15 protein-coding genes are annotated in these 22043 nt (G+C 44.1%); 2 read left to right on the top strand and 13 right to left on the bottom strand.

Going from position 1 to position 22043, the window contains the following annotated elements; genetic code table 11:
* Nucleotides 1-139 precede the first annotated feature (139 nt).
* Entirely contained in the window at nucleotides 140-1477 is a 1338-nt protein-coding gene (locus tag AC58U0_RS11625) for an LLM class flavin-dependent oxidoreductase (protein ID WP_497379149.1), read from the top strand.
* A gap of 15 nt (nucleotides 1478-1492) precedes the next feature.
* Here the strand turns inward: AC58U0_RS11625 and AC58U0_RS11620 are convergent, their stop codons facing one another.
* From AC58U0_RS11620 to AC58U0_RS11570, 11 genes are all read right to left on the bottom strand, one after another.
* Nucleotides 1493-2590, bottom strand: coding sequence for a mandelate racemase/muconate lactonizing enzyme family protein (locus tag AC58U0_RS11620; protein ID WP_497379147.1), 1098 nt, complete (start codon nucleotides 2588-2590; stop codon nucleotides 1493-1495).
* The gene (locus tag AC58U0_RS11615) at nucleotides 2587-3507 is read right to left on the bottom strand and encodes an SGNH/GDSL hydrolase family protein (protein WP_497379146.1); all 921 of its coding nucleotides are present in this window, start codon (nucleotides 3505-3507) and stop codon (nucleotides 2587-2589) included. Before AC58U0_RS11615 ends, AC58U0_RS11620 begins: the two co-directional genes overlap by 4 nt.
* Nucleotides 3508-3575: 68 nt before the next feature.
* Nucleotides 3576-4346: an SDR family NAD(P)-dependent oxidoreductase gene (locus AC58U0_RS11610; protein ID WP_497379145.1), complete on the bottom strand. Its 771-nt coding sequence runs from the start codon at nucleotides 4344-4346 to the stop codon at nucleotides 3576-3578.
* A gap of 25 nt (nucleotides 4347-4371) precedes the next feature.
* Nucleotides 4372-5052, bottom strand: coding sequence for a GntR family transcriptional regulator (locus AC58U0_RS11605; protein WP_497379144.1), 681 nt, complete (start codon nucleotides 5050-5052; stop codon nucleotides 4372-4374).
* A 159-nt stretch (nucleotides 5053-5211) separates the two neighbouring features.
* Nucleotides 5212-9669, bottom strand: coding sequence for a X2-like carbohydrate binding domain-containing protein (locus AC58U0_RS11600; RefSeq protein ID WP_497379185.1), 4458 nt, complete (start codon nucleotides 9667-9669; stop codon nucleotides 5212-5214).
* Between the two features lie 99 nt (nucleotides 9670-9768).
* Complete coding sequence (locus tag AC58U0_RS11595; RefSeq protein ID WP_497379184.1) at nucleotides 9769-11409, bottom strand: extracellular solute-binding protein; 1641 nt, start codon at nucleotides 11407-11409, stop codon at nucleotides 9769-9771.
* A 159-nt stretch (nucleotides 11410-11568) separates the two neighbouring features.
* A complete protein-coding gene (locus AC58U0_RS11590) occupies nucleotides 11569-12465 on the bottom strand; it encodes a carbohydrate ABC transporter permease (RefSeq protein WP_497379143.1) in 897 nt (298 codons plus the stop codon).
* 19 nt (nucleotides 12466-12484) lie between these two features.
* A complete protein-coding gene (locus AC58U0_RS11585) occupies nucleotides 12485-13432 on the bottom strand; it encodes an ABC transporter permease (protein WP_497379183.1) in 948 nt (315 codons plus the stop codon).
* 230 nt (nucleotides 13433-13662) lie between these two features.
* Nucleotides 13663-15969 carry a helix-turn-helix domain-containing protein gene (locus tag AC58U0_RS11580; protein WP_497379142.1) on the bottom strand — a complete coding sequence of 769 codons (2307 nt, stop codon included), beginning with the start codon at nucleotides 15967-15969 and terminating at the stop codon, nucleotides 13663-13665.
* A gap of 345 nt (nucleotides 15970-16314) precedes the next feature.
* A complete protein-coding gene (locus AC58U0_RS11575; protein ID WP_497379141.1) occupies nucleotides 16315-18621 on the bottom strand; it encodes a glycoside hydrolase family 95 protein in 2307 nt (768 codons plus the stop codon).
* Nucleotides 18622-18776: 155 nt separating this feature from the next.
* The gene (locus tag AC58U0_RS11570) at nucleotides 18777-19199 is read right to left on the bottom strand and encodes a VOC family protein (protein WP_497379139.1); all 423 of its coding nucleotides are present in this window, start codon (nucleotides 19197-19199) and stop codon (nucleotides 18777-18779) included.
* A 112-nt stretch (nucleotides 19200-19311) separates the two neighbouring features.
* On the opposite strand from AC58U0_RS11570, the gene AC58U0_RS11565 reads away from it, so the two are divergent.
* On the top strand, nucleotides 19312-19527 hold the full coding sequence (locus AC58U0_RS11565; protein ID WP_497379138.1) for a hypothetical protein: 216 nt from the start codon (nucleotides 19312-19314) through the stop codon (nucleotides 19525-19527).
* Nucleotides 19528-19610: 83 nt separating this feature from the next.
* Here AC58U0_RS11565 and AC58U0_RS11560 read toward each other — a convergent pair whose 3' ends face one another.
* Together AC58U0_RS11560 and AC58U0_RS11555 are read right to left on the bottom strand one after the other, a co-directional pair.
* Entirely contained in the window at nucleotides 19611-20513 is a 903-nt protein-coding gene (locus AC58U0_RS11560) for a polysaccharide deacetylase family protein (protein WP_497379137.1), read from the bottom strand.
* 150 nt (nucleotides 20514-20663) lie between these two features.
* Nucleotides 20664-21992: a DRTGG domain-containing protein gene (locus AC58U0_RS11555; RefSeq protein ID WP_497379136.1), complete on the bottom strand. Its 1329-nt coding sequence runs from the start codon at nucleotides 21990-21992 to the stop codon at nucleotides 20664-20666.
* Between the last annotated feature and the right edge of the window lie 51 nt (nucleotides 21993-22043).

The raw sequence follows: 22043 nt of genomic DNA, 5'->3' as shown, positions 1-22043 counted from the left end.
CGGATTAAACCTGCTAACATGACTGCAACAGCTCATAAAGCCTATTGGTCCACCAAAGGCTCCCTTGCCGCCAGCGTTAATAACCTGGCGTGCATGTGGAGTCTTCTTTTATTTTCATATTTAGTAAGGGGTGTACAGGTTGAAAAAGAATACACGTCAGATTCACTTAAACCTATTCCTTGCGAGCATGGGACATCATGAAGCCGCTTGGCGGCATCCAGATTCTAACCTGAACGGCGTCTATGACTTCGCTCACTACCTGGAACTCGCACGTAAAGCTGAAGCCGCGAAGCTGGATTCCCTTTTCCTTGCTGACCGCTATGCAAACTCTCCAACAGCGGTCCAATATGGTGCGCTAGGCGGATTAGAGCCGCATACACTGCTTTCCGCGCTTGCCGTTGTGACGAAACAAATCGGATTAATCGCCACCGTATCCACAAGTTTTAACGAACCCTTTAACGTGGCTCGCCGCTTTGCATCCTTGGATCACCTAAGCAGCGGCCGAGCAGGATGGAACATCATCACCTCTGGTACGGATAGTGAAGCCCAGAACTTTAATCGGGATCACATAGCCCAACACCAAGAACGCTATGAACGTGCCAAGGAATTTGTGGAAGTCACAACAAAGCTTTGGGACAGTTGGGAAGATGATGCGTTAATTAGGAATCAGAAAACTGGCATTTATGCCGACAAAGACAAAATCCATGAGCTAAATCATAAAGGAAAGTACTTCTCGGTTCGCGGCCCTCTGAATACAGCACGTTCGCCGCAAGGCCGTCCGATTCTTGTGCAAGCAGGCTCCTCCGAAGATGGCAGAGATTTTGCTGCCGAGTGGGCAGAGGCTATTTTTACCGCACAACAAACGCTACAAGATGCACAGGCATTCTATGCTGATGTTAAGAAGCGTGTTCTTCTGTTTGGACGAGACCCAGCGTACGTGAAAATTTTACCCGGCATCTGCCCCATTATCGGTAAAACTGAAACCGAGGCCAAGGAGAAAGAAGCCGAACTCCATGAACTGACGAATCCTACGTACAGCCTTCTCCAACTGTCGAATCGAATTGGTTTCGACCTTACAGCCTATTCTCTGGACGAACCACTACCGGAACTTCCCGATTCTAAAGAAATTGCTGGTCACCAAAGCCGTACTCATTTGATCAAAGAGCTAGCTGACAGAGAGAAGTTGACGATCAGACAGCTGCTGCTCAGACTTGCGGGAGGACGCGGGCATAAGACGATTGCAGGTACACCGATCCAGATTGCAGACGAACTAGAAGCATGGTTTGTAGGTCATGCAGCCGATGGCTTCAATATTATGCCGCAGCTAATGAACGGCGGGTTGGATGATTTTCTCGAGCAAGTTGTACCTGAGCTGCAGCGGAGAGGTTTGTTCCGTACAGCCTATACAGGTACTACACTTCGTGATCATTATGGCCTGCCTGTGCCAGATAATTCCTTTGCAAAAGCGAAACTATAGTCCTATTCAAAACCCTTACTTTACTCGGTACTTATCAAAATATTGCGGAATAACTTCCGTGGATGCACCTGGCATTTGTGGGAGAACATAGTACCCATTCGTAACCGTTGCGGGCTCAACAAAGATTTCCCGGATCCACGGAATGTATTCTAGCATGATCGCATTCGAAGTCGATGCGACGAGATGTTGATGGATTTGACCCATGTCACCAACGTGCGGAACAATAGGCAAATCATATGCTGCGGCAAGACCAGAAACCTGCAGCCATTCTGTGATACCGCCTACACGCGTGCAGTCTACTTGAACATATTCTACGGCTCCAGCGTGAATATAATCACGGAAAGCATATTTATTGTAGACATGCTCACCAAGAGCAATGGGCACGTTTAAAGCATCCGCGAGTTTTTTATGTCCCATGATATCATCAGGATTCAGCGGTTCTTCCAGCCAGAATAAATCGAATTCCTCGAGCTTTTTCCCCCACGTCATGGCCGTATTGATATTCCATTGCTGATTCACGTCAATCATTAAAATAATATCTGAACCAATGGCTTCTCTTACGGCTTTCACGCGATCATAATCTTCTCTTTGATTCGGCTTACCCACTTTCATTTTCACGCCGGTAAATCCGTCTTCAACATAGGACGTTATGTCTTTAAGCAATCTTTCTTTGGACCAATTCAACCAGCCGCCATTGGTATTATAAGCTTTAATTTGTTTGGATTTGTGTCCGCCAAGATATTGCCACAGCGGCTTATTCGATGCTTTTGACATGATATCCCAAAGGGCAATATCAACCGCTGCTAGTGCCATATGGGTAATGCCTGCACGACCAATCCAATGCATTTTCCCATAACGAAGTTCATCCCATATTTCTTTGACCATAAACGGATCCTTCCCCATAAGAATTGGCGCATAGTAATCATCGATCGTATCCGTGATTAACTTGTCTCCGTTGGCGCAAGTTCCCGTGTAGCCATACCCTGTGATTCCTTCATCCGTGAATATGCGCACACCTGGTAATCCCCAATGGGTTGGTGAATTGATGGCATCGGTGATCGGAGGATTTAACGGAACATGCAGAATAAAGCTCTCAACTTTTGTTATTTTCATCTCATCTTCTCCTTTGAAATATCCTGAATTTGTTTGGTGATCTCTTCGCTTTTTCTCAAAGCTAATTCCAGTGGTAAAGCTTCTTTTTTATTAGGATTGGTATGACCTACATGTTCTTTCCAAGCCGAGCCTAATAACTTTTGACGCTGCAAAATCAATTGAAATAATGGCGATTTATCGGGTTGTTCTACGAAGTCTGGCATCTGATCCAAAGTAATATGAAATAAACGACTTAAAAGCGTTTTAGCTATCATCCAATGACCATCAGAATTGGGATGAATACCGTCACCGGAACGATAGCCGGGGTTCATTTCGCGTTCTTGTTCTCTATGCTGAAGAAGTGGGTCATAAATATTCACGACTGCATCAGCAGTTGAATCCAGCGTAAGCAACCAATTTGCATAGTCTTTAATGACATCATTGTAACGTGTAAATGGCTGCTTGTAGCTGTAGTCTTTCTCACCATAGGGCAAAAGAACATTAGCGTTCATAGATTCAGGATCAAATGGCGGAGGCGTCATAACGATGGCTTTAGCCCCGCTTTGATGGATCATCTGAATGGCTGTAAGTATGCCATTTTGATAAGCTTGAAACCGTTCTACAGAAAATGGAGCATAGATGCCGTCATTCATGCCATATCCCATAACCACCCAATCCGGCTTGCTTTCTCGTAGTGCCCTTGCTAATCGATCATGGATACAGGGACGTGGAAATGGATGATCCGTCTCGGTTAATCCTGAGGCAGTCTCACTGCTTATGCCAAGATTTATGAATGTAAAAGGTATGTCGGGCGTATGCTGCTCAAAATAAGTATCCAGATAAGTAATAAACGTCCCTTCATCTGTAATACTGTCACCCAGAAAAACGATTCTTTTACCGCCAGACAACGGTGATTCCTTTCCTTCGATTAAACTCATCTCATCTCTCCTTTTATCGTATATCGTGTATGATATTTATCGTAAAAGAATACTGCATTACCTCTATTTCAGTATCCTAAAGACGCGCCACCATCAACCGTTAAAGCAATCCCTGTTATAAAATTCGACTGGTTGCTGGCCAAATACAGTACCGCATTCGCAATTTCTTCCGTTGTTGCGCATCTTCCTAACGGATGCATGCTGTTCAATGCTTGGATAGTTTCTTCTTGATCCGGTTGTTGACCAATCCATTTTTCTAATAAAGGGGTCATGACACCTGCTGGACAGATGCAATTCACACGAACGCCATCCTTAGCGTAATCAAGCGCCAACGCTTTAGTCAGTGCTATAATTGCTCCTTTCGCTGCTGAATAAACCGGATTTTGCCTCTGTCCTAGCAATCCATTTAATGAAGCCATATTTACGATACTGCCACGACTTTTTTTGATTTCAGGTATACAATGTTTGATCATTAAGTAGACGCTTTTCAAGTTAATATCGATCGTACGCGTCCATTCGGCTTCTGTGATATCTTCCAATTCTTTGGCTAAAATCACTGCCGCATTGTTGAATAAAATATCAATAGATCCATACGTAGATAGGGCCTGCTGCACTAAAAGCTTGACTTGCTGCTCAGACGAAACGTCGGCATGCACAGCTAGTGCGCACTTGTCCCCCGGAAGCATCAAATTAATTTCGTTAGCGACACGATTGGCCTCCGCTTCATTCCAGTCAGCAATGATCACTTTCGCACCCTGGCTTACCAATAATTTAGCCGCAGCTTCGCCAATTCCTGAACCCGCGCCAGTAATAATAGCTGCTTTCCCCACTAATTGCATCGCGTTTTTCCTCCAAAACGAATGTTTAGTTACTACCTGCTTTCATAAAATGAGCATTCGTCCTTTTGCGGGAATTAATAATATGCTTGGACATCGCATCGGATGCGCCTTTGGGATCTCGCTGCTTTAATTTCTGTAAGACAGCATTATGTTCCGACCATTCCTCATTCGTCGTATTAATATCTAAGTTTAATTGGATGTATGTTAAATATCTTTGAATCTGTTCGATATACCCTCTAACTAAATTCTGTAAATTGGTATTCTCGCAATAGGTCAGAATAGTGCCATGTAAAGACATATTCATTTCCTTAATAGTCCCCAATCCATTAGTAGATCTCGGTGATTGCTGAGTTTGAAGGGAATTCATAGTTTCTTGCAGCCGTTCCAGTGTTTCATCAGGTATAAGAAGTGCGGCCTTTTCAACAGCGAGTGGTTCAAGCTGCAGTCTAATTTCAAATAATTCGTCCAACTCTTTGACACTCATCATATTCACAAACATCCCTTTAAAAGGAATGACATTCAGATACCCTTCCGATTGCAATCTGGAGAGGGCCTCACGAATCGGAATATTGCTTACTTCTAAAGAGCGCGCTAATTGATCAATGTTAATTTTTTCACCGGATTTCAATTTATGCGTTAATATGTCTTCTTTGACAATCCGATAAATTTCTTCGGTTAAATTAACACGACTAATTTTATTGCCCATAGGATAGCCTCATTCTTTTTACACTTAATATATCATGTATGATTATGGGTTATCAAATAATAAATATCGAGCCCTCCCTTGACAACTAGAAGGGCTCGATATCTTAGAAACCTATGCCGTAACTCTTAGTTAATCTGTTCACCGCAGAGGGTCGGATAGTTACTTCTGCTCATCATCCTCGTGATCATCCTGGTCATCCTCTTCATGATCATTCGTATTCTCGGATTTCTTACTTGTTTTAAACGTAACTTCAGCCCCATAGCTCGTTCCCGCTGAGTTGGTCGCGTAAGCTCTGGCATAATACGTCGTATTTGGTTTCAATTTCTTTATTTTTTCACTAAATTCGCCTAATCCAGAGCCAATGGCAACTTTGGTTGATCCGGAACCAGCTATTGTAGGAGTTGGTGCTGTTGAATACACGATTCCTCGCGATGTAACAGCAGTACCTCCATCAGCCGTTACTTTTCCGGCAATTGTTGCGCTTGTGTTCTTGACCTTAGAGACCCCAGTCGTCGTTACGGCAGCAGTTGACGGTACCTGCGCAACCGTAAAGCTTAATTTATCCAGCAGCATATAGCTGCCTGATTTTTTCACGACTTTGATTGTGTGCAAGCTGTTGGAAAGACCGGAAATACTGAACACCGTTTGTTGGACTAATCGCGTTGTATTATACGTGTTAACGGTTTGTTTGAAAACATCATCTACGTAAACGTCGATTTCACCCTGTAAAGCATCTTTTTCCGTTATAACTGCAATTCCAGTTCCTTTAAAGGTGTATTTGAAATAATCGTTGTTTGTTTCTGTAAAATGCACGTCGTTTTTATAATCTCCACTAAAGACGAATGTTAGATTCGTAGTTCCCACCGGCTGCGCTGCAAGGTATGCCTTCTTGATCGTTAACGTATTGCCTACTAATGTGTAATCGGTGCCTGGCACTAGAGTCGTACGACCATTGTCAATTCGATCAAGTACATACTCGCCAAGTGACAACGTAGTGCTCACATCTGCTTGTGCAGTTATCTTTTTGTCAAAACTGCCTGTATCAGGACTTAGCAGATCGCCTACAAGTATCGTTAATTTGTCCAGCAGCATATAGGATCCCGATTTCTTCACCACTTTAAGCGTATGAGAACCACTTGGCAATCCTGCAATGCTGTACACCGTTTGCTGTGCTAATCGACTGGCATGATAAGTACTCACGGTTTCCTTGAATACATCATCAACATAAATATCGATATCGCCCTGTGAAGTATCCTTCTCGGTGATCAACGCAATGCCCGTTCCCTTGAAGACATATTCAAAATAATCATTGTTCGCCTCGGTGTAATGAACGTCGTTCTGATAATCCCCGAATACTCGATTATTGCTATAACCCCATGATCCAGAATAATGAATGGCAGCATTATCATCATTGATGCTGGCCGTGGCGCCATGGGACACGGGAGCCGTTTGTACAGTCATTTCCGACGCTGCCGAAGGAGTCAGTTGGATTGACGCAATGGATGGTACTACTTGAACCGATTGTGCTGACACCTGTCTATACACACTTCCTGTAACTGTGCTGCCTGCAGCTGATGGAGTCACGTTCAATTTATCCAACAGCATAAAAGACCCTGATTTCTTCACTGCCTTGATGGTATGAGGACCGTCCGGCAGTCCCGCGATACTGTATACACTTTGTTGGGCTAACCGACTATTATTAAATGTACCCACCGTTTGCTGGAATACGTTATCTACATAAATATCGATATCGCCCTGCGAAACATCTTTCTCTGTAATCAATTCAATGCCCATTCCTGTGAAGGCATACTCAAAGTAATCGTTGTTGGCCTCGGAGTAATGAACATCATCGTTATAATCTCCGAGTCCCCGATTGTTGCTATACCCCCAAGAGCCTGAATAAGCAATACCCGGATCGTTATCGTTAACAGAAACCGGTGTAATCGTCATCGAGCTGTCGCTTACTTGTATTGGAAGGTTCTGGGCAGCTCCCCCACTAAAGGAGAAGGTCAGATCCGTCCAACCAATGGGTTGAGACGCAAGGTATTCCTTCTTGATCGTTACGACGTTACCCGATAACGTGTAGTCAGTGCCCGCAAGCAATGTGGTTGCTCCGTTAGCGATGCCGCTGAGGGTATAGCTGCCTGGCGTCAGTGTCATCGTTACATCTGCCTGTGCCGTCAACTTTTTGTCAAAGCTTCCCGTAACAGGATTAATCAGATCAGCGATTAGAAAGCGCAATTTATCAAGGAGCATGTAAGAACCAGATTTTTTCACAACCTTGAGCGTATGAGGACCGTTCGGTAATCCTGCAATCCCATAGACGGGTTGTTGGGCTAAACGACTCGAATAATACGTGCTAATCGTTTGTTTAAATACTCCATCCACGTAAATATCTACATCGCCCTGTGATGAATCCATTTCTGTAATATATTCAATACCCGTTCCAGTAAAGGCATATTCAAAATATTCGTTATTTCTCTCGGTGAATTGTACATCATTCAAATAATCGCCAAGCCCTCGATTCGTACTTCGCTGCCAAGCGGCCGAATATGTAATCCCCGAGTCGTCGTTGTTGATAGCAATGGATCCGCCTTGAGCGGTGTTGCTTACGACAATGGCAAGCGTTTGCGGATTTCCGGCGCTGAAGGAAATAAGCAAGTTCGTTGTCCCCAGCGGTTGTAGAGCAAGGTATTCCTTCTTGATCGTTAACGTATTGCCAGATACCGTATAGTCAGTGCCTAATACAAGCTGTGTTCCGCCATTCGTTATAGCGCTGAACTGATTACCGTCTAGCAGCATTGTAGTCGTAACATCCGCCTGCAGCGTTACCTTTTTATCAAAATTTCTAGTTGACGGAAGGATCGTGCTGTTCTTAGGCGAGGTGTCGCTCACTGCAATAGTCAGAATAGGTCTAGCTCCCGCGCTGAAAGTGAAAGTAAGCTGTGTAGTTCCGACCGGTTGAGCAGCAAGGTAACCTTTCTTGATCGTTACCGAGTTGCCTGAAACCGTATAGTCGGTGCCAAGCACCAAGTCTACACCGTCATTCGATATACCGCTTAGTGTGTTTCCATTCAACGTCATCGTTGTCGTTACATCCGTCTGAGCGATTACATTTTTATCAAAGCTCTCGGTAGACGGACTGATCGTGCTGTTTTGTGCCAATGAGTCGATCACGGTGATGGCAAGATTCTGAGTAGCACCCAATCCCCTGTTGCTGTTTCGCTGCCAATCGCCTGTGTAGGATATTCCCGTATCATCATCATTGATGGAGGAAACGCCTCCTTGCGATGTAACCTTCAACAACCGAGAAGCATGAGGAGCCAAATCCCCTGAACTGAAGCCCGAGTTAAATACACCTAGATCGCTATGACTCCATAAATCTCGTACAGAGGCAGCTCCGCTTAAACCGATATCGCTCCAATTGACGTTCACCGTCGCATTCGAGCTTCCCAGGTTAAACAGTCCAACGGTATAGGTTCCATCACCGTTGTTCGCATACCAGACCTGCTGCTCGGTTGCAAGGGATACGGGATGTGCCGGCTTACCAGCCTGATTGACGGCGATTGCTTCATCATTCGTCAAGAGCTTAATACCGAATTCGTCCAGGTTGGTTAAGTCATTGCCTGTATATAGCTGTGCTGACGAGATGGACCAGAAAGTCATGGCTGTCTGCCGCTCATCCGGTGTAATGCCATCCATGGCGCCGTTACCGATATTTAAGGAATCGAAATTATTCCAACCACCTGGACCTGCGTGGCGCCACCACTCTCCAGCTCGCGGAAATAGCCTTGCGATATTAGCCCAATTGGTCAATCCCGCTGTTCCACAATAACATTCAATATCCCAGTCGACACGCCATCCGTTTGCGTATTTCTTCCAGGTGTCAGCATAGTTAATATCCAGCGCCCATGATAATTCGAACCAGATATGATGCGGGGCAAGTGCCTGGGACCAAGCTTTGACATCACCGCGAGCATCAATGGACGTGTCATTATGCCCGGAGCCCGGGGTTACGCTGTCGAACTTCACGAAATCAACACCCCATGAGGCAATCTCATCGGCAATGGAGTTGATGTAGCTCTGCGCACATGGTTTAGAAAAGTCAATTTTATAACCTATATTCCAATAATCTGACGTTGTTAATGGCAGTACCACAATGTCCTGTGCATGGCAGGAGGTACCAAAGATTGGCAAGTTGGCGTCATACGCTTGCGGCGACATCCCCGGTATGAAATAGAGACCAAATTTTTGCCCATTGTTATGTACATGATTAATGACCTCACTAAGACCATTCGGATATAAAGTGGTGCTTGGTTGTGGGCGTCCATATTCATCCATACTCCCATTCCAGGCTGCATCTACGTTGATATAATTGTACCCATGAGGCTGCAGAGTCGCATGCATAGCGTCAGATTGCGCTATAATCTGTTCGGCTGTAATCCAATTACCGTTGTTATGATACACCTGCATGCTGTAGCTGCTCCAGCCCATGTATGGCTTTTGTGCTAATCCATTATCAGCTGCTTGTACGAGTTGTCCCTTCGGAATAAAGACAGCAAACAAAGTGATAAAGAAAATAGAAACCAGAAGCCACAATCTAGTTTTCTTAATCATATATCCCACATCATACATCCCCTTTAGCGTTTAAATTCGTAAAAAAAAGCCAGGTGCTTTAATTCTAGAACAAACACCTGGCCACTACTTCATCGATTGTTATTTTTTTATTGCTGCCGTATCGTAAGCTTTTTGCAGAATTTCAAGGTATCTGCCCATTTTTAAGTTTTCGAGACCTTTCACATAGGCATCCCAATCCTTCGTCAAGTCCTTATTCCCTGTAATAAATTGAAGCGAACTTTGCTCAATATAGTTCTTGATGTTGGTTTGAAGAATGCTCGCTTCGTCTGTGAGTGCCGGATCAATCCAAATCGCCCACATTGGGAATAGTTCTTTTGGTTCATGACCTTGATACAAGAGCGTTGCATCGTAGAGTCTGCGTTCGTAGTTTGCAGAGTCGTAAATATCCGTTCCTTGTACGAAGCTATCTCTGTATTCTTTCGGCTGGTAGAAGTGACCCATACCGCTCCATCCGGCATTACGTGGAGGCTGCCCGTCTACAGCTGGAATCGTTGCAATTTGAGGGGTAACTCCCTTGCCTAAAGCCACTTCGCCATCTTTCGGTTTTCTCCAATCGATGCCTTCCATACCTGAAGCTGCATTCGTTTGTCCTTCTGTCGTATACATGTAATCAACCATTTTAATCAACGCGATTTGTGATTCTTTGCTTGCTTTGTTCGTAAGAACGAATTTCGCACCTGGAATTAAGCCGCCTCCATCATGCGTTGCGAATGAACCATGCGGTCCTGTAAGCGGAGGTACGGGATTATAATCAGCTGAATTTTTATTTCCTTTATCAATGTTAACGAAGATGGCTGGATGCATGCCCGCGCCTGCACCTAGAATTTGTCCGCCAGCATTCTCGCCAATTTTCTTAAAGGCTTCGGCATTTTGCGTAAACGCACCTGGATCGATCAAGCCCTCGTCGTACAAGGATTTAATATAGGCAAGTCCTTCTTTCCATTCCGGCTTATTGGCCGCTGTATCCACTTTACCGTTCACTAAGTTCAGGTAATTACGGTCGTCATTATAGATGAAGCCGTTCATCAGGAACGGAATGACACGCACGCCGAAATCCTCAATCGATCCGCTAAGCGGAACTTCGTCAGCTTTACCATTGCCGTTTGGATCGTTCTTCTTGAAAGCTTGAAGCACTTTCTTGAAATCTTCGGTCGTTTTCGGCATTTCGAGGTTTAATTTTTTCAACCAACTTGTATTGATCCACATTTTGTTCGGGTAGGAACAGTGGAAGCATTGCGTATAGGAGCCAAGTCCGTATATTTTCCCGTCTGGCGCTGTGATAAAGCTTTTGAGCGTTGGATCCTTCTCCATCGCCTTTTTAATATTAGGCGCATATTGGTCGATCAAATCGTTCAATGGAAGCAGAACGCCTTGCTTGCCGAACTTGAGAAGATCTGCTTGTGAGAATTGGTCGATATAGGCCGTTAACATATACGCCTCTGGATAATCGCCGCTCGCTAAGGAGATTTGACGCTTTTCTTTGGCCCCATCATAAGGGATGATTTCGAACTTAAATTTAGCATTAAATTTGCTTTCCAAATGCTTCGTGAATAGGTTCGTCTTCAAATCCATGTCGTTCGCTTGTTGGGCAAAGACGCTAATTTCTACGGGTTTAGCCGCCGCTGGTGCTGCACTTGGCGATGCTGTCCCTGTTGAAGGATTCGGCGATGCCGTATTCTCCACTTTACTCGAACATGCGGCAAGTACCATACTGAACATCAAGATGAAAACCAAGCTACTAACCGATCTTCTTTTCAATTGAATCCGCTCCCTTTTTTGAATTGACTAGTTTGCTTATCTATCGTTAATCCTTAGACGCTATGTTTTAGTCAATCACCCCTTTCAATTCTTCAATCGGACAGGTTATCCCTCTTTCCACTACCCTTTTACAGAACCTACCAGCATCCCCTGGACAAAGTAACGCTGCACAAACGGGTAAATGACGAGTACTGGAAGCGTTGCCACGACGATCAGTGAATATTTCAAAAGCTCTGCCAATTGCTGTCTTTCTACCTGTTTCAAGGCATCTGTGGCATTGGAGCTATTGTTAAGAATGATAATGCTGCGCAAAATGAGCTGAAGCGGAAACAGATTGGCGGTTTTGAGATAAATAAGAGCATCGAAGTAAGAATTCCATTGACCCACAGCGTACATTAAGAACAGAACAGCTATGATCGGTTTGGATAACGGAACCACGACACTCCACATGAACCTGAGATCGCTGCATCCATCGATTTCACTCGAATCAATTAATTCATCCGGAATCGAGGACTGGAAAAACGTTCTCGCAATGATCACTTGCCATACCCATATCGCGTTAGGAATCAATAAGGCCCATCTGGTATCGATTAACCCCATCTGCTTCACAACCAAGTAAGTAGGAATCAATCCGCCGCTAAATAACAACGTGAATGTAATGAGCATCATCAGCATATTTCTTCCGAATAAAGTTTTACGTGATAATGGATAAGCAATCATGATCGTAAGCATTACACTGATGATCGTTCCGGCAGCCGTATAAAAAAGAGAATTGCCGTAGCCTGTAACAATTTTCGGATTTTCGATGAGAGTTGCATAACCCTTGAGGGAAAATTCTACCGGCCAGAGCCACACACGGCCAGAAGTTACCGCCGAAGGACTGCTGAATGAACTGCTAAGAATATAAATAAGCGGATATAAGACGACAACTAATAAGAGGCTCAATATCACGTAGATGCTTATCAAAAATAGTTTATCGCCAACCGAGTCTCGGATCGTCGTTTTCATCGTATTCATCGTTTGGTTCCTCCATTATTTACCAGATACTCGTATTCGATAATCGCTTCGCTATCATATTGACACTAACAAGCAGAATTAAATTGATAACAGAATTAAACAATCCAACCGCAGTTGCAAAGCTATAGTTCGCGTTCAATAAACCAATTTGATACACGTAAGTGGCAATCACTTCGGAACTTATCTTATTCAGCGGATTTTGCAGCAGATAGATCTTTTCGAAGCCAAGCGACATGACACTTCCTACATTCAAAATGAAAACGATCGTAATGGTTGGCATGATGCCGGGCAAGTCGATATGACGGATTTTCTGAAACCGTGAAGCGCCATCAACCTTGGCTGCCTCATAGAGTGAAGGATCGACTCCCGCTAACGCAGCTAAAAAGATAACTGCCGAGTAGCCTGCCGTCTGCCAAATATCCGACCACACATAAATCGAGCGAAACATGCCGGGTTCTCCGAGAAAATTGATAGATCCCAGTCCGAAATGATTCATCGCGACATTCACGAAGCCTAACCGAGGTGCTAGAAAAAGCATGATAATGGATACCATAACAACGGTAGATATAAAGTAAGGAGCAAACGAAACTAATTGAACAAACCGCTTAAATTTACCGTTGCGTATTTCATTAAGAGCTAAGGCTAACAATATGGGAATTGGAAACCCGACGATTAACAAATATCCGCTAATGAGGAGCGTATTTTTAATTAACGTCCAAAAGATCGGATTTTCAAAAAACAATTTAAAATGTTTGAATCCCACCCACGGGCTTCCCCATATCCCTTTCGTAACGTTGTAATCCTTAAAAGCAAGGACGGCATTCAACATCGGATAGTATTTAAAAATAAGGAAAAACAAAGCTGGCGGAATGACGATTAGATACAATTGCCAGTGTTTTCTAAAACTCTTTGCCGCTGCTGTGAGGAGGCCTCCACGCTCTTTTGGTGCCACTCTGCTGCGTTCGATTACAATCCCTTTTTCCAAAATGCTCCCCCCTAAATTCCTCTTGCCGATATGATAACGCTTTCTATATGGCTGATTATAGGGGGCTATTGTGGCCTTCGTATAGGTACAATTGCGTCGTTTTGCGAACAAATAACCCGAATTCAGCGGACATTTCTCCTATACGAACGGCCATTTTTCCGCTGAAGCCATATGGACAGAAAAAATCCTAACCGCCTAAGCGATTAGGATTTTCATTCTTCTAGGGACTGTCTGAACGAGCTGGGGGATACGCCCATAACTCGCTTGAACGCCCTTCGGAAGGAATGTGAACTGTTATAGCCAACATGCGAAGCGATTTCATCCACGTTATATTGGTTTCTTTTTAAAAGAGTCGCTGCATGATCCATTCTAACTTTTTCCAAATGATCGGATAAATTCGTCCCCGTTACCTCTTTAAATAATTGGGAGATGTATTTTTCTGGACGCTCTACAATCTCAGCTATCCGGTACAGGTTTAAATCGGGATCTGAATACTTTTCAGCGATATATTCATTAATTTGCTTCACGGTTTTAATATGTGCATCGTTCTTTTTACTCGTGATGAGACCGCACATGGCTGAGATAATCTCATTGATTTCACGCGAAATCAGCTCAATGGCTTCAGTGGCCTGGATGCTAATGATCCGATTTTTGATTTTCTCGAACATTGGGGATTCCATGAGAGCCTTCTGGTCGAGTAATTTAAGCAGCGTTCCTTTGACTTCTCCAATAAACTGATGCTTCATCTCCACAGAAATCTCTCGATTTTCTGTATTTTGCTCGATCATCGACTTGACGATCCGCTCGGCCTCATCCACATCGCCTGCTCTAATTGTACTAATTAATCGCAGCTCCACATCGATTGGATAATAATACGTGTTACTCTCTACTCGTGTATCACTGTACCAAACGATTCCTTTTCTATTCATATATACGGCGTATTCTAAGGCCTGTCTGGCTTGCTCATAGGAACGGCTAATCTCCATGACGGAAGCAAAGGGATCGCTCAATGCTGCTGTAATGGTAATTCGATAATCGGTAAAGGCCAGATTGGCAAGATTAGCCACGAGTTGTTCGATTTCCTCCTTGCCAATTTCTTCACCATCCTCCTTTTCTCCTGATGTAAATAGGGTTACTATGCGATCTGAACCCAAATCAGTCATATGAATATGCAGGTGGCTGCCTGAATCAATTAATATCTGTTTCAGGATGAGTCTGGCCGCATTCAGCTCGTTGAGAATTTCAACGCTATCCATACCGGAGTAGCCATTGATTTGCACGATACCCGTGTACCCGATATTCATATTTAGCCCTGTGTCAGCCTGCGCGGCAGCAGAAATCATTTCTTCCCTCGATTGAAATTCTCCCGCAATTAGGCGTTTGTAAAAAGCATCTCGAATTAATGGAAGCTGCCTATTCAACTCAGACTCAAGGCGCTTGTTATTCGTAATGATATTCGAAATATTTCCTTGCAAGAAATCATATTCATTGCGCTCTGTCGTTGCTTCCTTGCCAAACTGGTCTTTCATTACACTAAGCAGCCTATTAATCGGCACCGTATTTCGATAAGACAGCATAAAACCAACAAAAAGCCCGATCACTAGTGCAACACCGGTCACCGACCAAGTGATGTACTTGATTTTATTCGCATTCTCCATAAGGACATGTCTTGGAATGCCTGTGCTGTATACCCAACCCGTTGATTTGGATTGAATCCTTATCACGAGATCATCGTCATAGAATTGACTGACTTTCTCTTTATCGAAGCGGCTGTCAGCGGATAATTGATCCATTTCTTGCTGACTGATTCCTTGTAAACTAATGGTATGTCCTTGCGCATCGCTAATATAGGTCCAACCGCTGCTCGGATCTCTTAAACCAGACAATACACTGTTGATGGTTTGTTCATCAATAATGGTAACAACTGTAGCTGGGGAAGAATCACTGAAGCTGTCTAACGGGAGCGATTGCATAAAGGTGATGACTGAGGTTTGCACGCCGTTATTCACAAAGGGGCTCAGCGGCATGATTTCGCTTCTGTGCGTTTTCTCTAATACCGTTTTTTTCCATTCATCTAAGGAAATATTGCTGTAATGTGCTGTCTGATAATAATGCTCAGGACGAAAATAAGCATTGCCAGGCGTCACAACGACGTTAAAATTAGTCAAATAAATATAGAAATGCTTCAAAAAATCATTCGTTTGGCTGTAGGCCTTAATATCTCTCGTTATTTTCCAGACGCCATATACATTAGCTTTGTCATCTACCAATTTTTCGTTCAAAAGGACACTTAGGTCTTGGTTTAAAGCCAATTGTCTCGTAAAGCTTTCAACTTCGGCCATTCTGCGCTCCAGAATCTCTTGACTCTTTTGAAGCTGCGTCACATTATTCTCAATGGAAATCGATTGCGTGACCGTGATCGAAGTACGGTATGACATATAGCCTGCTATGCTGGGGATGATCAAAATAACGATATAAGAGATCAGAAACCTTCGAAATAATCTGGAATACTTGGGCACTGGCAATTCTCCCTTCCATATTGGAGGTTTCGGAATACGTTCTTTAACAAGTTAGCACGATTCTTCAACAAAAAAAACCCCTTGACGGGTCTTTTCTGATTTTCGCAAATGACCTTTGCCTAAGCTTTTAGGAAACGAATATATTTACCTTTCACTGTGTCCACTGTGATGATGTTCCCTGTCAGCATTTCTTCCCCTCTTGTGAATTCAACCTTCTACCCCCCGGATTGCAGTCCATGCAAAACTGTATTTTATCAATATGATAGCGCTTACTACAAGACTGATTATATAGATACAGGGCTTTATCGCATAGGTACAATTGGGTCGTTGACCATACAGATTTCCTTATTCCTTATCATTCACATTCAACTGCTTGTCAATTCTATAGATAGAATTTGGCTTTAGAACGAGCGGAACGCTTTGTTCACGGTAGCGCAGAAATGTTCGACCCGCTGAGAATGCTTGAATCGTGGCCGCTATCAACTCACCGTTCTCCCAGACGATATCAACCTCTATATTTCCTTTGGCCCGCAGTCCTGAAACTTTACCTGTATGCCATTTCTTTGGCAAAGCGGGAAGCAAATTGATTTCTCCGGCATGACTTTGCAGCAGCATTTCTGCTATCGCCGCTGTACCCCCAAAATTTCCATCTACGACAAATATGTGTTTCTCCGCTCCGGCAATCCCCGGTTTGGAAAAAGTTAATAAGTTATCGAAGCTCAATTGACCTATTAAATGGGTTAAATGCTTATACGCATGTTCGCCTTCCTCTAATCTGGCGAAGCTCGCTGCAAAAGAGGCAACCGTAAACTCAACATCTTCCAACGCCTCGCGAGACATGCGATTTTCTAGTGTGATTCTTGCAGCGGCACTCAATTCCGGCGTTCCTCTAAGGGTGATTTGGTTACCCGGATGTAAGCTGATTAGATGAGATAAGTGACGATGATCCGGCTGTGCTTCTTTATAATCCTCGAGCCATTCCTGTAATTGTCCTCGTTTGCCAATACGAAGAGGTGGCAGCTTAGCAATTGCTTGCTTCCACTTTGTTTGCAAATCGAAATCCACTTGCAGCGTATCGGCAGCCTCTAAGCAAAAGAGGAATAAGTCACGAACTAACACTTGATCGAGTGTTGCTCCCATCGACAATTGATATACGTTGTCCTCGATATAAAAGCTATTTTCCGGTGAGTTAGAAGGACCGGTTACAAGCCACCCATATTGTGGATGCAGCGTCATGTAGTCAAGGAAAAAGGCGGCCGCTTCTTTCATCACAGGATAAGCCCGCTCTTCTAAGAACTCCCGATCTAAGCTAAATTCATAGTGCTCTCGCAATTGGCTTGCCATCCATAAGCCGCCTGTCACATTCAGTCCCCACGAAGTTTCCCAGCCTGGAGCCGTGAACCCCCATGCATTGGAAAATACGTGTGCAACCCAACCTTCGCATCCATAGAAATCATGCGCTGTCGTTCGGCCGGCTTGCGATAACAGCTCCAAATAATTCATTAACGGGATATGACATTCTGCCAAATTGCTGACTTCCGTTGGAAAATAATTCATCTGTGTGTTGATGTCGAGATGATAATCGCAGCTCCATTGCATACGATTGGCTTCGCCATCATTCCAAATGCCCTGTAAATTTAGAGGCAAAGGAGAATCCGCACGTGAACCGGAAATCATCAAATAGCGGCCATATTGATAAAATAAGGCGAATAATTGCGGATCATGATCTTGCCCGTTTTGGAAAAGACGAATTCTTTCGTCCGTAGGCAGGCGGGACGCGTCTGAATGACCTAAGTCAAGATTCACTCGGCCATACAACTGCTGATAATCGGATATGTGATTTTCTTTCAGCTTTGCGTAACCAATAGCTAAAGCATGTGCCAATTGTCGGCCTGATTCCTGCAGCCAGCCATCGTCACTTTTTGCATAATTGGTATTAGAGGCAAAATAGATGCATGCTTCATCTGCGTTTCTTACGACGATTTGATTATCCTCTACAACAATTGTTCCGCCCTGTGCCACTACTTTGACCATGCCCTGACAGGAAACTCCGCACTTACCATCACTATGCATGGTCTCCGTCGCTTGCCCTTCAAAAGTAATCGTAGCGTCCTCGGCAAACCATTTCATAAAATTGTCAGTCAGACCTTCAATTCCTACTGCGAATGAAATGCCTCCTTTGTGTTCACTCCAAAAGCGCGAAGCCACAATATCGTCCGCGTGCGAAGCAAATATTTCCCGGGTAAAGTTATTCCCATTTACGCTGTAAGAAGTATGAAAGATAGCATTTTCAAGGTTTAGAACACGCTGAAGATCCTCACCTTGATGCTCCACATTCAGGGTTAGATTACACATCTGCAAATTCGTGCCGAAATTCTTCTTTTTAGGCTGCAGGGCACGTTGAGCTAGCTCTTCACCGCGCTTGAAATCCCCTGCGAAGAAATGCTCCCGCATCTGCTCAAGATCAGCTTTGCCCCTTGAGTGGCTTTCGATCCTCTCCGTCTTTCCAGACCAATAGGTAACTTCCGTCATACTCCAGGTTTCCTTCTCGATCCCGCCATAGATGACGGAACCTAGTCTTCCGTTGCCTATTGGCAGCCCTTGCGACCAGTTCAGCGCAGCGCTTTTATACCACAGCTTCAAATCATTCATGCAGGATTAGCCCCCTCAATTTCACCATATATTATATATCGTGTATGATTTTATCTTATCATTTGCGATTAAACGTGTAAAGACACGTTAGCTCCTCGTGAAAAAGCAGTCCAGCGTTCGGAAACAGTGGACTGCTCTCTGTACATGTAATTAGATTACAACTGATTTTCTCCTGTGCTTTGAAAGAATTCAATGATTTCACCATCTGGCCCTTTGCAGAAGGCAATTCGAATGGGTGTTGCCGGACTTTGACTAACGACCACATCTTTGGGCTCAACCGTGATCTCTGCGCCAGCCGCGCGAGCTGCTTCCACCGCCGCCGCAACATCATCTGTTCTAAACGCCATATGGATAATGGAACCTTCCGGCTTAGCTCCTGGTGCACCACCCGCAAACACTTCCAGATAATCGCCGTCTCCCGTATCAAGAAGAACAGCTCGCCCATCGCCTTCACCCCAGCTTAATCTTTCCGTAAAGCCAAATCCTTCTGTGTAAAATTTCACCGTTGCTTCGAAGTTGCTTGCTCGAATGGCAACATGATGGAAACCGCTTCCGCCTAATTTGTTAATTTTACCCATATAATCTACCGCCTTTCATTATTTATTTATACGATACGGATAACGAATGATTTAGTCAAATTGTGGCAATATTAACTTTGCCTAAAAAAACAATAGATCGGGGATGAATGTCATGTCTGACCAACAATCCGAACAACAAAGTGCAGAAATTGAAGCTCATAATGCAGTAGCTGATGCACTAAGCGAACTGAATCAAGCACAATCGATTAGTAATCATCGCAGAAGGGCTGTCCAGCAAGCACACGAACAACTTGATCAAGCACATGCACAATTAGCAGAAGCACGGACAGAACAATCTGGCAGTGCTGATGAAGATAGCCTCACGTAAATAAAGGGTATCCTCATCTACATTTTATATGAAAGGGCTGTCCTCAAAGATGATAAATTCATTAGAGGGGCAGCTTCTCTCCCTCACTTTTTACGATCATAGTTCTGCAGCTTTCTAAGAAAGTTATCCGCGGATAGATAGGGCATGCCAACATTTAACCGATTTATTTCTCTGCTGTCCCCCGAGTTAATCCCTTCTTTTGTCGTGATAAAATAACGGAAACCCATTTCTTTCGCGTCATCCATAACGGTCTGATTATATTCCCCAAAAGGGAAACATAGCATGGAAAGCTTATTGTCTAGCTGTGTTTTTAACAGGGCTTCGGCCATCCAAAGATCCTCACGGACTCTTTTTCTCCATTCCTCTTCTGTCTCCAATCGCTTTTCCTGTTCTAGGAAAATGCGATTCGTCAGAGTAGGTACGGTACCTACTCCATCCCCCTTCTTTTTTTGGTGAAGGTCAAACGTATGAGAATAGAAACTGAATCCATCATGTTTCATCTCCTGTGTTTGCTTCCAGGTCAAAAAGGGTAGAGACGGATATTCAGAATCCAGATAACTTACAACAACAAAGTTAGTTGCCGGGAACCCTTGCTTTTTCAGTAAAGGGTACGCCTTCTCATAGAAAGATCGATAGCCATCATCGAAGGTAATCACGACAGCATTCGGTGGAATTGACTTTCGATGCTCTAGAAAACAGCTATAATCTTCGATCGGGATCACATTATAATGATTTTCTTTTAATACCTGGAGGTGCTGATTAAATTTAGCCGGGGTAATCGTCACAAATGACTCGTTTTCGTCCAGATGGTGGTAGGTAAGAAAAATAGCTTGATTGGTATAATGAATAACCTTCGTATCCACTGCCGGCCTAATGATTGCGCTTTCATTAATGCTGGAACAAACCTGATTGAGGGGATCATCCTGGTTCCCCACATTCACCCAAGGCGCTAAAGCTAGCATTAAGTAGAAGATCCATGCATTCATTGGCCGTGACTCCTCCCCCAGTTTAATTAAAAAACAAACCAGCCCGCGCTTCGTTATTAGATAAATAATACATATCATTTTCAGAGCAAACTTATGCTTCCAAAAAGCAAAAAATAGCCACCTCAACAGATGGCTATTCTTGCTTTGCGATTATAAGATACGTGCCGTAAACATGGATCTAGCTACTCTAGTTCCGTTCGTTCTGATTTCCATATCAATCTTGCAAAATCTGCGGCTCATCTCCACGATCGAGGGGACGATCTCGATGACGTCATCGATTTGCAGCGGGATCAGAAAATAGCTGGAAGAACTATCCAGAATGAGATCGCCTTTCTTGTGCTCCTGAACCGTGCGATAAGCCGCTCGAATCATAATCGTTGTCAGCACACCCTCAGAGACCAAACCTTCAAAATTCGTCATTTGCGGCGTAACCGTTCCTTGGAAATACAGCTTGCCTTCTTCATCTCGAAGCTCGTCGATCCCCGAATAGATCTGTACCTCGAATGTTTCAGCGTTCTGAGGCTGCCTTTGCATATGCTGCATGGCTTTCATAACATCCTTACGGCTAATGACTCCGATCATCTTGCGATCGGCATCTATGACGGGTAGCAGCTCAATTCCTTCCCACACCATGGTATGTCCAGCAGATGCTACCGACGTTTTCAAGTTAATCATCAACGGATTAGGAGTCATCAAGGTGCCAACGAGCTGATTCGGCTTCGCGCCCATGATGTCCTTGGTCGTGATCATGCCGATCGGCACCTGATTATCATCGATGACAGGATACCGGGTATGCGTCGTTTCCTCAACCAGTTTTTGCATGTCTTTGACCGTATTAACCGCGAGCAGCGAATAAATAGGGCTGTCTTTGCGCACGATGTCATCGACGATCATAATCTTTTTCTTAATAAGGCGATCTTCCATGGCGCGATTAATCATCGTAGCAACTGTGAATGTATCGAATGAACTGCCGATGATAGGCAGCTGCAGTTCATCTGCAAGCTCCTTAACTTCAGGCGTGGTATCAAATCCACCGGTAATCAATACGCCAGCGCCCTGACTTAGTGCACACATGTGTGCTTGTACACGATTGCCGACAATGAGCAAATTACCTGCTTCAATATACTTCAGCATGGCCTCCAACTGCATCGCGCCAATCACGAATTTATTCAGTGACTTATGTATACCCGAAGAACCTCCCAGCACAACGCCTTCCACCACATTGACGATTTCCGAGAACGTTAATTTATCAATGACGGGTTCTTCTTTCTTCTCCATGCGAATCGTGCCGATCCGCCGTTTGGTGCTTACCAGACCGATATTTTCCGCTTCCTTGATGGCCCGATAAGCCGTTCCCTCACTCACATCCAGATCTTGAGCGATTTGCCGAACAGACAGCTTGGTGCCTACAGCCAAAGATTCAATATATTTCGTAATTTGTTCATGCTTCGTATGAAGCTCCGAATGGCCCGTGCTCATGGTTCACACCTCGCTGAACTGTTCTATAACATTGAAATAATTATAGTATAT

The organism is Paenibacillus sp. J31P190 (genome assembly GCF_059692075.1).
This window is presented reverse-complemented; position numbering and strand designations above follow the sequence as displayed.

Coding starts and splice junctions, on each gene's coding strand:
- AC58U0_RS11600 (WP_497379185.1), bottom strand. CDS start 9,669: ATGATTAAGAAAACTAGATTGTGGCTTCTGGTTTCTATTTTCTTTATC.
- AC58U0_RS11565 (WP_497379138.1), top strand. CDS start 19,312: ATGTCTGACCAACAATCCGAACAACAAAGTGCAGAAATTGAAGCTCAT.
- AC58U0_RS11615 (WP_497379146.1), bottom strand. CDS start 3,507: ATGAGTTTAATCGAAGGAAAGGAATCACCGTTGTCTGGCGGTAAAAGA.
- AC58U0_RS11610 (WP_497379145.1), bottom strand. CDS start 4,346: ATGCAATTAGTGGGGAAAGCAGCTATTATTACTGGCGCGGGTTCAGGA.
- AC58U0_RS11575 (WP_497379141.1), bottom strand. CDS start 18,621: ATGAATGATTTGAAGCTGTGGTATAAAAGCGCTGCGCTGAACTGGTCG.
- AC58U0_RS11605 (WP_497379144.1), bottom strand. CDS start 5,052: ATGGGCAATAAAATTAGTCGTGTTAATTTAACCGAAGAAATTTATCGG.
- AC58U0_RS11620 (WP_497379147.1), bottom strand. CDS start 2,590: ATGAAAATAACAAAAGTTGAGAGCTTTATTCTGCATGTTCCGTTAAAT.
- AC58U0_RS11560 (WP_497379137.1), bottom strand. CDS start 20,513: ATGAATGCATGGATCTTCTACTTAATGCTAGCTTTAGCGCCTTGGGTG.
- AC58U0_RS11590 (WP_497379143.1), bottom strand. CDS start 12,465: ATGAATACGATGAAAACGACGATCCGAGACTCGGTTGGCGATAAACTA.
- AC58U0_RS11555 (WP_497379136.1), bottom strand. CDS start 21,992: ATGAGCACGGGCCATTCGGAGCTTCATACGAAGCATGAACAAATTACG.
- AC58U0_RS11570 (WP_497379139.1), bottom strand. CDS start 19,199: ATGGGTAAAATTAACAAATTAGGCGGAAGCGGTTTCCATCATGTTGCC.
- AC58U0_RS11595 (WP_497379184.1), bottom strand. CDS start 11,409: ATGTTCAGTATGGTACTTGCCGCATGTTCGAGTAAAGTGGAGAATACG.